At 61.8% G+C, this 13,642-nt stretch carries 14 protein-coding genes and 1 pseudogene; 10 read left to right on the forward strand and 5 right to left on the reverse strand.

Annotated features, from left to right (window positions below):
• Together Q0562_RS01595 and Q0562_RS01600 are read right to left on the reverse strand one after the other, a co-directional pair.
• A pseudogene (locus Q0562_RS01595) lies at window positions 1-261 on the reverse strand (1-acyl-sn-glycerol-3-phosphate acyltransferase); the annotation flags it as partial.
• Complete coding sequence (locus Q0562_RS01600; RefSeq protein ID WP_298640236.1) at window positions 261-806, reverse strand: HAD-IIIA family hydrolase; 546 nt, start codon at window positions 804-806, stop codon at window positions 261-263. The gene Q0562_RS01600 and the pseudogene Q0562_RS01595, both read right to left, overlap by 1 nt.
• A gap of 184 nt (window positions 807-990) precedes the next feature.
• Here Q0562_RS01600 and Q0562_RS01605 point away from each other — a divergent pair, with 184 nt between their 5' ends.
• Window positions 991-2,286: an NCS2 family permease gene (locus Q0562_RS01605; protein WP_298640239.1), complete on the forward strand. Its 1,296-nt coding sequence runs from the start codon at window positions 991-993 to the stop codon at window positions 2,284-2,286.
• A 92-nt stretch (window positions 2,287-2,378) separates the two neighbouring features.
• Here the strand turns inward: Q0562_RS01605 and Q0562_RS01610 are convergent, their stop codons facing one another.
• Window positions 2,379-3,269 (reverse strand): factor H binding protein domain-containing protein, encoded by an 891-nt coding sequence (locus Q0562_RS01610; protein ID WP_298640241.1) that lies wholly within the window; start codon window positions 3,267-3,269, stop codon window positions 2,379-2,381.
• Window positions 3,270-3,540: 271 nt separating this feature from the next.
• On the opposite strand from Q0562_RS01610, the gene citD reads away from it, so the two are divergent.
• From citD to Q0562_RS01655, 9 genes are all read left to right on the forward strand, one after another.
• A complete protein-coding gene (gene citD / locus Q0562_RS01615) occupies window positions 3,541-3,831 on the forward strand; it encodes a citrate lyase acyl carrier protein (protein ID WP_298640245.1) in 291 nt (96 codons plus the stop codon).
• Window positions 3,828-4,706, forward strand: a complete 879-nt coding sequence (gene citE, locus Q0562_RS01620) for a citrate (pro-3S)-lyase subunit beta (protein WP_298640248.1) — start codon at window positions 3,828-3,830, stop codon at window positions 4,704-4,706. The genes citD and citE overlap by 4 nt, the downstream gene beginning before the upstream one ends.
• A 6-nt stretch (window positions 4,707-4,712) precedes the next feature.
• Window positions 4,713-6,218 (forward strand): citrate lyase subunit alpha, encoded by a 1,506-nt coding sequence (citF, locus tag Q0562_RS01625; protein ID WP_298640250.1) that lies wholly within the window; start codon window positions 4,713-4,715, stop codon window positions 6,216-6,218.
• 89 nt (window positions 6,219-6,307) lie between these two features.
• Window positions 6,308-6,709, forward strand: coding sequence for a VOC family protein (locus tag Q0562_RS01630; RefSeq protein ID WP_298640253.1), 402 nt, complete (start codon window positions 6,308-6,310; stop codon window positions 6,707-6,709).
• 79 nt (window positions 6,710-6,788) lie between these two features.
• Complete coding sequence (gene vapB / locus Q0562_RS01635; RefSeq protein WP_298640256.1) at window positions 6,789-7,025, forward strand: type II toxin-antitoxin system VapB family antitoxin; 237 nt, start codon at window positions 6,789-6,791, stop codon at window positions 7,023-7,025.
• Entirely contained in the window at window positions 7,022-7,429 is a 408-nt protein-coding gene (locus Q0562_RS01640; protein ID WP_314385476.1) for a type II toxin-antitoxin system VapC family toxin, read from the forward strand. Before vapB ends, Q0562_RS01640 begins: the two co-directional genes overlap by 4 nt.
• Window positions 7,430-7,493: 64 nt before the next feature.
• On the forward strand, window positions 7,494-8,984 hold the full coding sequence (gene citX, locus Q0562_RS01645; protein ID WP_298640261.1) for a citrate lyase holo-[acyl-carrier protein] synthase: 1,491 nt from the start codon (window positions 7,494-7,496) through the stop codon (window positions 8,982-8,984).
• Window positions 8,981-10,459: an anion permease gene (locus tag Q0562_RS01650; protein WP_298640264.1), complete on the forward strand. Its 1,479-nt coding sequence runs from the start codon at window positions 8,981-8,983 to the stop codon at window positions 10,457-10,459. Before citX ends, Q0562_RS01650 begins: the two co-directional genes overlap by 4 nt.
• A 209-nt stretch (window positions 10,460-10,668) precedes the next feature.
• A complete protein-coding gene (locus tag Q0562_RS01655; protein WP_298640267.1) occupies window positions 10,669-11,652 on the forward strand; it encodes a porin in 984 nt (327 codons plus the stop codon).
• 76 nt (window positions 11,653-11,728) lie between these two features.
• Here the strand turns inward: Q0562_RS01655 and Q0562_RS01660 are convergent, their stop codons facing one another.
• Window positions 11,729-12,454 (reverse strand): tRNA threonylcarbamoyladenosine dehydratase, encoded by a 726-nt coding sequence (locus Q0562_RS01660; RefSeq protein ID WP_298640270.1) that lies wholly within the window; start codon window positions 12,452-12,454, stop codon window positions 11,729-11,731.
• Between the two features lie 6 nt (window positions 12,455-12,460).
• The coding region (gene dgt / locus Q0562_RS01665) for a dGTP triphosphohydrolase (RefSeq protein ID WP_298640273.1) at window positions 12,461-13,642 on the reverse strand (1,182 nt) is incomplete at its 5' end.

A 13,642-nucleotide genomic window follows, 5' to 3' on the forward strand; every position in this document is an offset into this window, starting at 1 on the left:
GGGCAGGAAGGCGGTTTCCCAGGTGGACTGGTGGTTCACCATGAGGACGCAGGCCTCTTCCGGTATTTTGTCGAGGCCGTGGATTTGCCATTTGATGCCGACGATGCAGCGCGCCAGCCAGATGGTGGTGTAGCCCCAGCCGAAGGCGAGGCGCAGGCGTAGCGGGAAGGGCAGGACAATGAGGCAGACGATGAAGATCGACCAGAGGATGGTGGCGGGGACAAACAGGATTTTGAAGAGCCAAGTGCGCAGGCGAAGCATCAGGCGGCCTCCTTGAGCCAGTGGTTGACGGCGGTTTCGACATCAGGATAGCTGAGGACGCCGCCCAGGGCGGCGCGGTGCTTGTGCGCGGTGTTTCTGCCATGGCCGGTGCGGACGAGCACGGGTACGGCACCCGCCGCCTGTGCTGCCTGCACGTCAACGAGGTTATCGCCGACGAAGGGTACGCCGCTGAGGTCGGCGAGACCGAAATGGCGCGCCTGGTCGAGCAGCATCCCCGGATTGGGTTTGCGCAGGGGATGGCTGTTGTCGGCACTCGCGCAGTACACGATGCGGCCAATATTGCCGCCGAATTCGCGCGCGACCAGCCGCAGTTTGTCGTGGATGCGGGCGAGGGCCACTTCATTGAGCGCGCCGCAGGCGATGCCGCCCTGGTTGGTGCAGATGCCGACGCGGATGCCCGCACGGGTGAGGCGGGCGATGCCGCGCAGGGCGTTGGAGAGGAGGCGCAGTTCTTCGGGGCGGGTGATGCGTCCGGCTTCGTTCAGAACGCCGTCGCGGTCGAAGAGGACGAGTTTTTTATTCATATTTATCATGATGTTGCCGTGCATGAACGGGGTTTGCGGCGGGAAGTGTAGCACAGCGCGCCGGGCGGTTTTTTTCTGCCGTGCGGGCAGGAAGATGGCCGGAAAACGCCGCCGCAACAAACCATAACCTTACCGGAATGGCGGCGATAAAATACCGCTCCCTCCAATCAACCGGACACCCGCCATGCTTGACACACTCTTCCGGCTCAAGGCGCACGGTACCACCGCGCGCACCGAAACCATCGCCGGCATTACCACCTTTCTGACGATGGCCTACATCATCTTCGTCAACCCGAACGTCCTCGCCAAAGCGGGCATGGATCACGGTGCCGTCTTCGTCGCCACCTGCATCGCCGCCGCCATCGGCTCCTTCATCATGGGCTTCTACGCCAACCTGCCGGTCGCCCTCGCGCCGGGCATGGGGCTCAACGCCTTCTTCACCTACACCGTCGTCCTGCAACTCGGCCACAGCTGGCAGACGGCGCTGGCCTGCGTCTTCCTCTCCGGTGTCCTCTTCATCCTCATCAGCCTGTTCCGCATCCGCGAATGGCTCATCAACGCCATCCCCCACCCGCTGAAAAAAGCGATTGCGGCGGGCATCGGCGGCTTCCTCGCCTTCATCGCCCTGCAAAGTGCGGGCATCATCGTCGATGCTGACGGCGTCCTCGTCAAAATGGGCAGCATCATCAGCTTTGCACCGCTGATGACCGCGCTCTGCTTCCTGATGATTATCGCCTTCGTGCATTACCGCGTGCCGGGCAGCGTCATGCTCGCCATCCTCATCGTCTCTGTCCTCGGCGTCCTCTTCCACAACCAGCCGCTGCCCGCAAGCCTTATCGCCACCCCGCCTTCGCTGGCGCCGACTTTCATGCAGATGGACTTCCGTAGCGCGCTGGATCCCGCCATGTACAGCATCATCTTTGCCTTCTTCTTCGTGGATCTCTTCGATACCGCCGGCACCCTCATTGGCGTGACAGAACGCGGCGGCCTTGTCCGTGACGGCAAAATCCCGAACCTGAAAAAAGCGCTGCTGGCCGATAGCAGCGCGACCGTCATCGGCGCTGTCCTCGGCACCTCCAACACCACCAGCTTCATCGAAAGCGCTTCCGGCGTCGCCGTCGGTGGCCGTACCGGCCTGATGGCGGTTGTCGTCGGCATCCTCTTCCTGCTGGCGACCTTCCTCTCGCCGCTCGCGCAAATGGTGCCCAACTACGCCACCGCCGGCGCCATCCTCTACGTCTCCGTACTGATGATGTACACCGTGGGCGAGATTGACTGGCACGACCTCACCGAAGCCGCCCCTGTTGCCATCACCTTCCTCACCATCCCGCTGACCTACTCCATCGCCGACGGCATCACCCTCGGTTTCATCAGCTACACCATCATCAAACTCGTCTGCGGCCGCTACCGCGAGCTGAACATCGGCGTCATCCTCCTCGCCCTCATCCTCCTCGCCCGCCTTATCTGGGTGCATGGCTAGACGGCTTGAACCACCATCCCCACCGCCCGGCGGCAAACGGGCAAGAAAAAACCGGCGCGGACGCCGGTTTTTTTGTCGCAGGAACGGCCGTATCAGGGCGTGATGTCGCCGCGCTTACCGTAGAAGACCTGATTGATGTCGGGAACCTGTCCGGTCGCCCCGTAGCTGAGGCTGCCGACGATTTCTTCCGCATTCGGCCCGGCGATACCCAGGTCATAAGTCCCGCTGATGCTGCCGTCGGTGCTTCTCACACCGCCGCTGTCAACGCCGTGCGTGTTGCCGAAAGCGGTGCTGAACTGCGTGATGTCCGCTTCCTGCAAGGTCAGAGCGGTACGGCCATTGGCCGCCGCGACGGTGCCGGAACCTTTTTTCTGCCCGAAATCGATGCGGTAGGCCAGGGCGGCATCGTTGGCGTCGTGGGCATCAAAGACCGTGCCCGTGTAGGTGGCAGTGCCATTGGCGGGCAGGGTTGCCGTCGGCGAGAGATAGGCTTCATCGCCCGCATCCAGCGGGCTTGTGCTGCCATCTTTGCCGTAGGCGTGGGCACCGCCATAGAAGCCGCGATAGGAGCGCAGCGTGACTTCCGCTTTATGTTCGGGATTGCTGCCGGTGTATTGGCTTTCCGCAGCAAGCGTGTGGAAACCCAGCGGTACGGCGGTCAGGTCAAACGTCTGTTTTTTCTCGCCACGCACTTCTTTCACCAGGGGCTTGTCGCCGACTTTCAGGGTGAAGGTGTCGTAGCCGTTGTAGTCGGCGCCCCAGTCGTAATCGTTGTCGGCGCTATAGTCGGCGGTCAGTTTGGTAACTGCTTGCGGCTGCTGCGGGTTGTCCGGCTGCTGCGGGGTTTGCGGGCCGCCCGGCTGCTGCGGCGTGTTGTTGCCCGGCGGCGGCGTGATTTGCGGGTTGCTGTTGTCGCTGCTGCTGCCGCCACAAGCGGCGAGCAGACAGGCGGTAAGGACGGAAAGAAGGATTTTTTCCTGCATGTTGCATACTCCTGAATGCTGGATGAACGGTGATTTTCGCGCGGGTTATCTCGCCGCTTTGCCGACAGGCGGCGGGAAGGCCGCGCAGGATCACGATTATTGTAGCGTATTCCGAGGGTTATGGTAAACGGCTGTGGCGGCGGGAACGGCGCTACGGTGCCTGGGAATTTATGAAAAAAACAAGATTGTCATCATTTTTTAATTTCTCTAAGATGCCCGTTCTTGACGGGGCTCAAGTCCCGCCGTTTTCCTGACCCAAGAGGAGATTTGTATGCGAATCACGAAAGAGAGTGTCGCCGGGACGGTCGAGTCCAGCGACGTGATGGTTTATGTCGCCCCCAGCGGCGGCGGGGTATCGCTGGATCTGACCAGCAGCGTCGGCAAGCAGTTCGACGCGCAAATCCGCGCCACGGTGAATGATGTGCTGAAACAGCTCGGCGTGGATGCGGTCGCCCTGCGTCTGGATGATCGCGGCGCGCTGGATTGCGTGCTGCGTGCCCGTCTGAAAGCGGCACTGCTGCGCGCTACCGATGAACCTGTCGATTGGGGGAAAGTATTATGAAACTTCGCCGCAGTATGCTGTTCGTCCCCGGCTCGAATGCGGGCATGATCAGCAACACCTTTATTTACAAACCCGATTCCATCATGTTCGACCTGGAAGATTCCGTAGCGCTGGCCGAGAAGGACACCGCGCGGATGCTGGTCGCCCATGCCCTGCAACACCCGCTCTACCGCGAGATGGAAACCGTGGTGCGCGTCAACCCGCTTGCTTCTGAATTCGGTCTGCTGGATTTGAACGCCGTCGTGCGCGCCGGTACCGACATCGTCCGTCTGCCGAAGACCGACAGCGCTCAGGACATCGTCGATATGGACAAGGCCATCACCGAGATTGAAAAGGCTTGCGGCCGCGAAGTCGGCAGCACGCAACTGCTCGCCGCGATTGAATCCGCGCAGGGCATCCTCGCGGTGAACGACATCGCCAAAGCCTCGCCACGCCTGATGGGTATCGCGCTCGGCGCGGAAGACTATGTGCGCAACATGAAAACGGAGCGCTCACCGGAAGGCATCGAACTGCTCTTTGCCCGCAGCAGCATCCTGCATGCCGCCCGTGCCAACGGCCTGATGGCGTTTGACACCGTCTATTCCGACGCGCGCAACGAAGAAGGTTTCCTGCGCGAGGCTTCGCTCATCAAGCAACTTGGTTTTGACGGCAAATCGCTCATCAACCCGAACCAGATCACCCTTATCCACAACCTGTTCGCGCCGACGCAGAAAGAAGTCGATCACGCTACGCGCGTCATTGCCGCTGCCGAAGAAGCCGAACGCAACGGTTCCGGCGTTGTCTCGCTCAACGGCAAAATGGTGGATACACCCATCATCGAACGCGCCAAACTGGTTCTGCAACGCGCAGCCGCATCCGGCATCAGAGAGGAATAAACGAATATGAACAGAGAACAACGCGTCAAAGGCGGCCTTGCTGCGGCAGCCGGCCTCAAACCCTTCGCCGCCAGTGAGAAAAAAGTGACCTTCGGCGAGCGCGCCCCGCGCAAAGTCCTGCAAAGCATCGAAGACGCCGTGCGCGCCTGCGGCCTCAAAGACGGCATGACCGTCTCCTTCCACCACGGCTTCCGGGGCGGCGACTACACCGTCAACATGGTGATGGAAGTCCTCGCCAAAATGGGCTTCAAAAACCTCACCGTCGCTTCCAGCTCGCTCACCGGCGTACACGCGCCCCTGGTTGAGCACATCAAAAACGGCGTGGTCAGCAAACTCTACTCCTCCGGCCTGCGCGGAAAACTTGCCGACGCCATCTCGGCGGGCATCCTCAAAGAACCCGTGCAAATCCACTCGCACGGCGGTCGTGTCCACCTCGTGAAAAGCGGCGAACTGCATATTGACGTCGCCTTCCTCGGCGTCCCCGTCTGCGACCACTTCGGCAACGCCAACGGTCAGCACGGACAAAGCGTCTGCGGCTCGCTCGGCTACGCCATGACCGACGCCGAATACGCCGACAAAGTCGTCCTTTTGACCGAGTCGATTGAAGACTTCCCGACCGCGCCGCACAGCATCGCGCAAGATCAGGTGGACTACATCGTGAAAGTGGATGCCGTCGGCGATCCGGCGAAAATCGGCGCAGACGCCACCCGCATGACCACCAACCCGCGTGAACTGCTTATCGCCCGTCACTGTGCCGACGTCATCGCCAAATCCGGCTACTTCTACGACGGCTTCTCGCTGCAAACCGGTACCGGCGGCGCCTCGCTGGCTGTGTCCCGCTTCCTTGAAGACAAAATGCGCCGCGAAAACATCACCGCTGCCTTCGGCCTCGGCGGCATCACCGCGTCTATGGTCGCCCTGCACGAAAAAGGCCTCATCAAAAAACTGCTCGACGTGCAGAGCTTCGATGCCGACGCTGCCAAATCGCTGGCGCGTAACCCGAACCACATCGAAATCAGCGCCAACCAGTACGCCAATTACAGCTCAAAAGGCGCTTCCGTCGAGCAGCTTGATGTCGTCGTTCTGAGTGCGCTTGAAATCGACACCGGCTTCAACGTCAACGTCCTGACCGGTTCGGACGGCGTCCTGCGCGGCGCATCCGGCGGCCACTGTGATACCGCTGCCAATGCCCGCCTCGCCATCATCGTCGCCCCGCTGGTGCGCGGCCGCATCCCCACCGTAGTAGATGAAGTCATCACCTGCATCACCCCCGGCGAACACATTGACGTGCTCATCACCGACCACGGCGTGGCCGTCAACCCGCGCCGCCCGCAACTGGCCAAACGCCTGCGCGAGGCCGGGGTCGAGCTGACCACCATCGAAGCCCTGCACGAACGTGCTATCGCGCTGACCGGCAAACCGGAAAAAATCCGCTTTACCGACAAACCGGTTGCCGTCGTGCGCTACCGCGACGGCAGCGTCATCGACACCGTCTATCAAGTCGCTGACTGACAAAACCACAGGGTGGGCCAACGAGCCCACCCTTCCTGTATCCCATTGCCACACCCGCATCACCTCAACTCACGAAGAGGAAGAACCTCATGACCGAATTACAAAGCGCCCTGTCCCACGTCTCGCTTGGCACCAATAACTTCGCCGCAGCCGCCGCCTTCTACGACAAAGTGCTGGCCACCCTCGGCATCAAGCGCACCATGGATCTCAGCGAGCACAACGCCATTGCCTATGGCCGCGCCTACCCTGAATTCTGGATACAAAGCCCAATCAATGGCCAGCCCGCACAAACCGCCAACGGCACCCACGTCGCCTTCCTGGCGGAAAACCCCGCCCAAGTAGACGCCTTCTACGCCGCTGCTATCGCCGCCGGCGCAACGGACGACGGCGCACCGGGTGGCCGTCCACACTACGGTCCCGAATACTACGGCTGCTTCGTCCGCGACCTGGACGGCCACAAAATCGAAGCGATGGCCTGGAACATCGCCTGAGGTGCATCCCTTAACCCAACGCATTGCCACACAACCGGTATATACTCAAAACACGAAACATATATACAAAGAGGTGAATATGCTGACCAAAGTCTTTCAAAGCGGGAACAGCCAGGCAGTACGTATTCCACTGGACTACCGCTTCAATACCGACACCGTAGAAATCTTCCGTGCAGATAACGGCGACATCATCCTGCGGCCGGCACGCCTGTCCGGCGAAGCCTTCCTTGACCTGTTTAGCGGATTTGATGACGACTTCATCGCCGCCCTGGCAGATCGTGACGACGAGCCACCTCCGGAACGCGACAGCCTGTGATGTATCTGCTGGATACCAACATCATCATTTACCTGATGAAAAACCACCCGGCAAGCGTAGCGGCACGGATAGCGCAACTGCCTGCGGCGACACGTCTTGCGATGAGCTTTATTACCTACGGCGAATTGCACAAAGGCGCACAGGGAAGCCAAAACATGGCGGTAGCATTGGCAGCCATTGAGCGAATGACGCAGCACATCACCGTTCACTATCCCGATGCCGCGACCTGCCACCACTACGGTATCTGGGCTAACCGCCTGAAACGACAAGGCACCCCGATCGGCAGTAACGACCTGTGGATCGCCTGCCATGCCTTGAGTCTCAATGCCGTACTGGTCACGCACAACGTGCGTGAATACCGGCGGATAGAAACACTGACCATCGAAGATTGGGCGGAAGCATGAAAACCACCCGAAGCCGCCCCAGCGATGTCATCACGCGAATTGACCGAATCACCACCTGCACCCTATGACCACCGCCCGCACCTACACCGCGCCCACCCCGCCCCTGCCCGCTCACGAAGGCCGGGCGGTTGCGCTGGATGACATCCTCGCCGCGCGCGATGCCCGTGCCGCGCGGCAGCAGGCGATGCAGGCGGCAGGCGGCGTCCTCATCTCGCTCACCCTTGCTGCGCCGGGTGCCGTCAAACGCAGCCCGCTGCTTGATGTCGTCTTTCAAGCGGCGCAGCAGGCGGTTGAGCGCGTGCTCCCCCGCCCGCAAGCGGTCGGCATCCACATTGACGACTGCGGCCATCACGCCCTCTACCGCGTGGCGGGCGACGCGCACGAATGGAAACGCGCCATGCTCGCGCTGGAAGCAGCTTCTCCGCTTGCCCGTCTGTGGGATATCGACATCATCGCCGCTAATGGCCGCCCCATCAGCCGCGCCGATTGCGGCCTGCCGCCGCGCCGCTGCCTCCTCTGCGACGACGACGCCAAAAGCTGTGCCCGCGCCCGCCGCCACAGCATCGACGCCCTCAACGTCGAGATCATCCGCCGCTACCGCCTGCATCAACAGGCCGCCGTCATCGGTGCCGCCATGCGCGCGGCGCTGATTACCGAGGCAACCTTGACCCCGAAAGCGGGACTGGTGGATGCCTGCGGCAACGGCGGCCATCACGACATGACCCTCGCCCACTTCCTCGCCAGCGCCGATGCCATCGCCCCCTACCTCGCCGCCTGCGCCGCGCGCGGCATGACCTTCGCCGCTGATGCCGCCAGCCCCGCCATCCTCGCTGCCATCCGTCCCATCGGCATCCAGGCCGAAGCCGCCATGCTGGCCGCAACCGGCGGCGTTAACACCCACAAGGGCGCCATCTTTGCTTTCGGCCTTACCGCCGCCGCCCTCGGCAGACAGCTCGCGGCAGGCGGCAGCGCCACCCTGGCGCAAACGCTGGCCGACATCCGCGCCATCAGCGCCAACCTTGCCGCCGAACAGGGTGCAGGCGACAGCGCCGGACAACGCGCCTACCGCCAGCACCACATCACCGGCGCGCGCGGCGCAGCGGCAGACGGCTACCGCCTCATCACCGCCCACGCCCTGCCCGCTTACCAACGCATCCTCAGCGCCAGTGGCAGCGAACGCCACGCCCTGCTTGCCGCCCTCGTCACCCTCTACGCCGCAAACGACGACACCACCACCATTGCCCGCGTCGGTCTGGACGGCCTGCGTGCCCACCAGGAATGGGCCAAGCGGCTGCTTGCAGATGACGCCACCCTCATGGACAAAGACCGCCTCAGCACCGCCATCGCCGCCTATGGGCGCGACTGCGCCACACGCCGCCTGAGCGCGGGCGGCAGTGCCGACCTATTGGCGCTCACCGCCTACTTAGGCCGCTATTTCCCGACTTCGCTTCCCGCCGCGCAAGCCACGGAAGCAAGACCCGCCGCTCACACGGCGGACAACCCCAACGGCATTCCCGCCACCACCCCAATGCACAACCCAAAAGGTACCGCATGAACACCAAAAAACTCATCCACTACGCCATACTCGTGGCCATCATCGCCCTGACGTACGCCTTCCCGGCACCGGCAGGCCTCTCGAACATCGGCTGGCACCTCTTCGGCGTGTACGTCGCCACCATCGTCGCCATCCTGCTCAAGCCCTTCCCGCTGCCGGTCATCCTGCTGGCGGGCGTCGCCCTGTCGTCCATCATTATCGGCGTTACCCCAGGTGAAGAATGGGTCAACCCGAAAACGGGCGAGACCGTCAAAATCGCGCTGGAAGAAGAAGACACCCTGGGCGGTTACAAATCCGGCACCACCTGGCTGGTCTTCGCCGCCTTTGCCATGAGTACCGCCTTCGTCTCGACCGGGCTCGGCAAACGCATCGCCTACCTGCTCATCCGCGCCTTCGGCAGCACCACCCTGCGCCTCGGCTACGTCAACGCCTGCCTTGATCTCATCATCTCGCCGGCGATGCCTTCCGTCACCGCGCGCGCCGGCGGCATCATCTACCCCATCATGAACTCCGTCGCCGTCTCGCTGGGTTCTGATCCGGAAAAAAGCCCGCGCAAAGCCGGCCACTACCTGCTGCTCAACACCTACATGGTGGTGAAAACCACGGGCTACCTCTTCCTCACCGCGATGGCGCCAAACCTGCTTGCGATGAACCTGATGGAACCCATCCTGCACATCAAGCTGGACTGGACGCAGTGGGCGATTGCCGCCAGTGTGCCGGGTCTGATCTGCCTCTTCCTCACCCCGCTGGTCATCTATTTCATTTACCCGCCGGAACTGAAAAAAATCGATAACAAAGCCATCGCCAAGAAGGGTCTGGAAGAACTCGGCCCCATCACCACCCGCGAAAAAACCCTCATCTTCCTCTTCATCGCGGCGGTCGTATCCTGGGCATTCAGCAAACAGCTACACCTCGAAGAAGCCTCCACCACCGCCATATCCGCGATGGCGCTGCTTGTCATCCTTGCCGTGGTCAGCTGGGACGAAATTCTGAAAAACAAAGGTGCCTGGAACACCCTCATCTGGTATGGCGGCATTCTCGGCCTCTCCGGCATCCTGAAAAAAGCCATGTTCTTCGAATGGCTGGCCTACGCCATGAAAAACAACCTCAACTTCGGCGAAGGCCATGGCACCGTTGCCGCCGTCGCCATCCTCTTCATCAGCGTCGCCATCCGCTACCTCTTTGCCTCCGGCGGTGCCTATGTCGCCGCGATGGTGCCGGTCTTTGCCGCCGTCGGTGCTGCCGCCGGTGCCCCGCCGCTCCTGCTCGCCCTCGGCCTGCTCTGCTCGAACTGCTACGGCGGCGCGCTCACCCATTACGGCTCCGGCCCCGCGCCCATCATCTACGGCGCAGGCTACAACGACATCCGCTCCTGGTGGATTATTGGTGCCATCTTCGCCTTCGGCAGCCTGCTTATCCACGTTACCATCGGCTTCGCCTGGTGGCAGGCTCTTGCCGGCATGGGGCGGCTCTAACCCGCAACCTTGCCCAAAAGCCGAACCTGCGGGTTCGGCTTTTTTTTCGTACCGGCGGGTGGTTCACGCATGGATGGGTGCAAACACCGCTTCCCGCCATGCCCTGCCGTTGCGGTGATGCATATCGTCAGGTCATGTTTTCATTGCGGGTTCTTGAAGGTGTCGTTATCCTTGCGCGCCCGTAATTCAAATGAGATAGGTTGTTGTTTATGTGCAGACAATGGATTCCGGTGACATTCATCTTGCCTGCCGCAGTCGGCGGTATCGTGTTTGCCGCCGACAAGGACAAGGCGAATGACAGCGGTTCGAGCGTAACGCTCTATGGCGCGGTTTCGCAGGGGATGGTCATTACCGACCGCAACAAGGAAGAAAAAACACGTGTCGATTATCTCAGCGACCATGTCCGCATCGGGATACGCGGCGAAGAAAAGCTGGGCAACGGCATGCGGGCTTTTTTCAATATTTATCTGACGCACAAGGAAAGCAAGGACGGCAGCGCCGGTCTGAACGGCTTGCGCGAAGGCTATGTCGGCCTGAAAGGCAATTTCGGCAAATTGACCCTCGGACGGCAAACAACGGCATGGAAAACCTATATGGGTAAATCGGTATTCGATGATGCCGCAATTGGTCTCGCCCGACCGGGCAAGGTGATTCGCTACGATCTCGACAATATTGCCGGCAGCGGATTCAAGTTTGCAGTGGACGGCATTCTCGACGGCTCGCATGAGGTGATAAAAAACGGCAAAACCCGCGCCTTCAATGCCTATGATGCCGCAGTCGGTTATAAAGGACATGGCCTGGATACGTCGCTGGGCTATCAGCGCACCAGTGTTGATGCGATTGAAACGGAATTGGGCGGCAAGACGAATGAAATCATGGGCGCATCCATTGCCTATACGCCTTTTGCGAACAAGGACAAAAAACAATCCCTCGAACTCGCCTTCGATTATCAGCACCATGCCGGTTTTGGCGATTTCTTTGCCACATCCGCCGATTATTCGTTTGGCGCGCAGAAATTGCGCGCCGGTTGGGAAATGCTCGATTACGACAAGGAAAAAACCTGGCAGCAATTCCATTTGGGACACCGCTACTATTTCAGCAAACACACTTTTACCGAAGTGAAAGGTGCCTACCGCACGCAGGGCGGCGAGCACAGCTATTTGACGAAAATCCTGCTGCGGCACGACTTTTGAACGATGCGCAAATCCCGGCTTTCATTGGCATGAAACACAATGGGGCAACCGCCCCATTTTTGTTGCGGCTTGCGCGTTATTCCGTCAGCAGGCGCTCGATGATGTAACCCGCCATCATGATGCCGAACAGCGCCGGCATGTAGGAGATGGTGCCGTTGACTGCCCGCGCGCGGCCGGGTGTGCCGCTTACCGGCTGGTGCGGCAGCGGTTTGCGCGGCACTTCGTCGGAAAAAACCACCGGATAAGCAAGGCTGCCGCCCCGGCCGCGCAGGACACGGCGCATTTCCCGCGCCAGCGGGCAGCCGATGGTGTCAGCAAGCGGCAGGATGCGGACGCGGCGCACGTCGAGACGGTTGCCCGCGCCCATTGCCGAGATAACGCCGATGCCACGCTGTTGTGCGGCGCGGACGAGCGCCGCCTTGCAGCCGATGGAGTCAATGCAGTCGGCGAGGAAGTCGGGGGCGAACGGGGCGAGGAAGGCTTCGCCCTGGCTGGGGTGGAGGAAGTGGGCGGCGATGGTGATGTGCAGTTCCGGGTTGATGTCGCGCAGGCGTTCGGCCATCACGGCGGTTTTCGCGCGGCCGAGGGTGCTGTGCAGGGCGAGGAGTTGGCGGTTGAGGTTGGAGGGGGCGACGGTGTCGTGATCAAGCAGGATGAGGTGGCCGATGCCGGCGCGGGCGACGGCTTCGGCGCAGTAGCCGCCGACGCCGCCGAGGCCGGCGATGAGGACGGTTTTGTCGTGCAGGCGGCGGACGCCGTCGGTGCCGACGAGGATTTCGGTGCGGGCGTGGGGTGTGGTCATGGTTGCTCAATTCACCGGCAGGCTGATGCCGGTCAGTTTTTTGTAGAGGGAGACGGCGTAGCTGTCGGTCATGCCGGCGATGTAGTCGCAGACGCCGAGCAGTTTCTGGTAGAGGCTGTCGCGGCCTTTGCGGAAGCGTTCGGGCAGGAGCGCCAGAAGCATCTGGTCGGCGCGGGTGATGGTGTCGCGGCCGTGGGTGTTGGCAATCGCCCGGCAGTAGATGGCCATCAGCCCGGTCAATACGCGGTGCCCGGCGATTTGCACTTCGACGACCGGGCGGCTGATGTAGATGTATTGTTCGGCGTATTCACGCAGGGCGCGCAGTTTTTCGATGGAGGGGATGTCTTGCAGCAGCGGCGCGTCACGCGCCCCCGCCAGCAGCGCATTTTCGTTGTTGTGGAAGACAGCGACGGTTTCGTGCACCAGGCGGCCGATGGCTTTGGCGCGCAGATAGGCGAGCTGGTCGCTTTTGCTGTCCATCGCGGCAAGGCGGGTCTCGTCCACCATGTCGCCTGCGAGGTCGGCGAGCAGTTCCAGGGCGCGGCGGTGGTCGATTTGCCGGATTTGGTAGGCATCTTCAATGTCCACGATGAGGTAGCAGATGTCGTCCGCCGCTTCCATCAGGAAGGAGAGCGGGTGGCGGTGCCAGGCCTGCCCGCTGTCGCCGCGCGGCGGGATGCCGAGGGCGGTGTAGATGGCGGCGAAATCGGCAAGGTCGTCCTGATAGACGCCGTTTTTTTTGTACGGGCTGCGGTAGGCGGTCGCCGGGTATTTGCCCGCAGCGGCGAGGGTGGCGGCGGTGAGGCGCAGGCCGCCGTGGTTGTCCGGGCTTTCGAGGCGGTTCATGATGCGGAAAGCGTGCGCGTTGCCTTCGATGTTGAGCAGGTCGGCGCGCTGCGCGTCGTTGTCGAGGCGGCCGAGGATGGTTTCCGCCTCAGGGCTTGCGAAGTAGTCACGCATCGCCTGTTCGCCGAAGTGGCCGAAGGGCGGGTTACCGATGTCGTGCGCAAGACAGGCGGCGGCGACGATGTCGCCGATGTCGGCGGCGTGGATGCCGTGCGCGGCGAGGGCGGGGTTTGCGGCGACAAGGCGGGTGCCGACGCTGCTGCCCATGCTGCGCCCGACGCAGGAGACTTCCAGCGAATGGGTGAGGCGGGTGCGGACGTAGTCGTTTTTTTCCAGCGGGAA

Source organism: uncultured Cardiobacterium sp., assembly GCF_938028825.1.
Taxonomy (GTDB): domain Bacteria; phylum Pseudomonadota; class Gammaproteobacteria; order Cardiobacteriales; family Cardiobacteriaceae; genus Cardiobacterium.

What these genes read in the sequence shown, in the direction of transcription:
- Q0562_RS01630 (WP_298640253.1), top strand. Translation starts at nt 6,308, where the DNA reads ATGACCGAATTACAAAGCGCCCTGTCCCACGTCTCGCTTGGCACCAAT.
- citE (WP_298640248.1), top strand. Translation starts at nt 3,828, where the DNA reads ATGAAACTTCGCCGCAGTATGCTGTTCGTCCCCGGCTCGAATGCGGGC.
- Q0562_RS01660 (WP_298640270.1), bottom strand. Translation starts at nt 12,454, where the DNA reads ATGACCACACCCCACGCCCGCACCGAAATCCTCGTCGGCACCGACGGC.
- Q0562_RS01600 (WP_298640236.1), bottom strand. Translation starts at nt 806, where the DNA reads ATGAATAAAAAACTCGTCCTCTTCGACCGCGACGGCGTTCTGAACGAA.
- Q0562_RS01605 (WP_298640239.1), top strand. Translation starts at nt 991, where the DNA reads ATGCTTGACACACTCTTCCGGCTCAAGGCGCACGGTACCACCGCGCGC.
- Q0562_RS01655 (WP_298640267.1), top strand. Translation starts at nt 10,669, where the DNA reads ATGTGCAGACAATGGATTCCGGTGACATTCATCTTGCCTGCCGCAGTC.
- citD (WP_298640245.1), top strand. Translation starts at nt 3,541, where the DNA reads ATGCGAATCACGAAAGAGAGTGTCGCCGGGACGGTCGAGTCCAGCGAC.
- Q0562_RS01610 (WP_298640241.1), bottom strand. Translation starts at nt 3,269, where the DNA reads ATGCAGGAAAAAATCCTTCTTTCCGTCCTTACCGCCTGTCTGCTCGCC.
- vapB (WP_298640256.1), top strand. Translation starts at nt 6,789, where the DNA reads ATGCTGACCAAAGTCTTTCAAAGCGGGAACAGCCAGGCAGTACGTATT.
- Q0562_RS01650 (WP_298640264.1), top strand. Translation starts at nt 8,981, where the DNA reads ATGAACACCAAAAAACTCATCCACTACGCCATACTCGTGGCCATCATC.
- citF (WP_298640250.1), top strand. Translation starts at nt 4,713, where the DNA reads ATGAACAGAGAACAACGCGTCAAAGGCGGCCTTGCTGCGGCAGCCGGC.
- citX (WP_298640261.1), top strand. Translation starts at nt 7,494, where the DNA reads ATGACCACCGCCCGCACCTACACCGCGCCCACCCCGCCCCTGCCCGCT.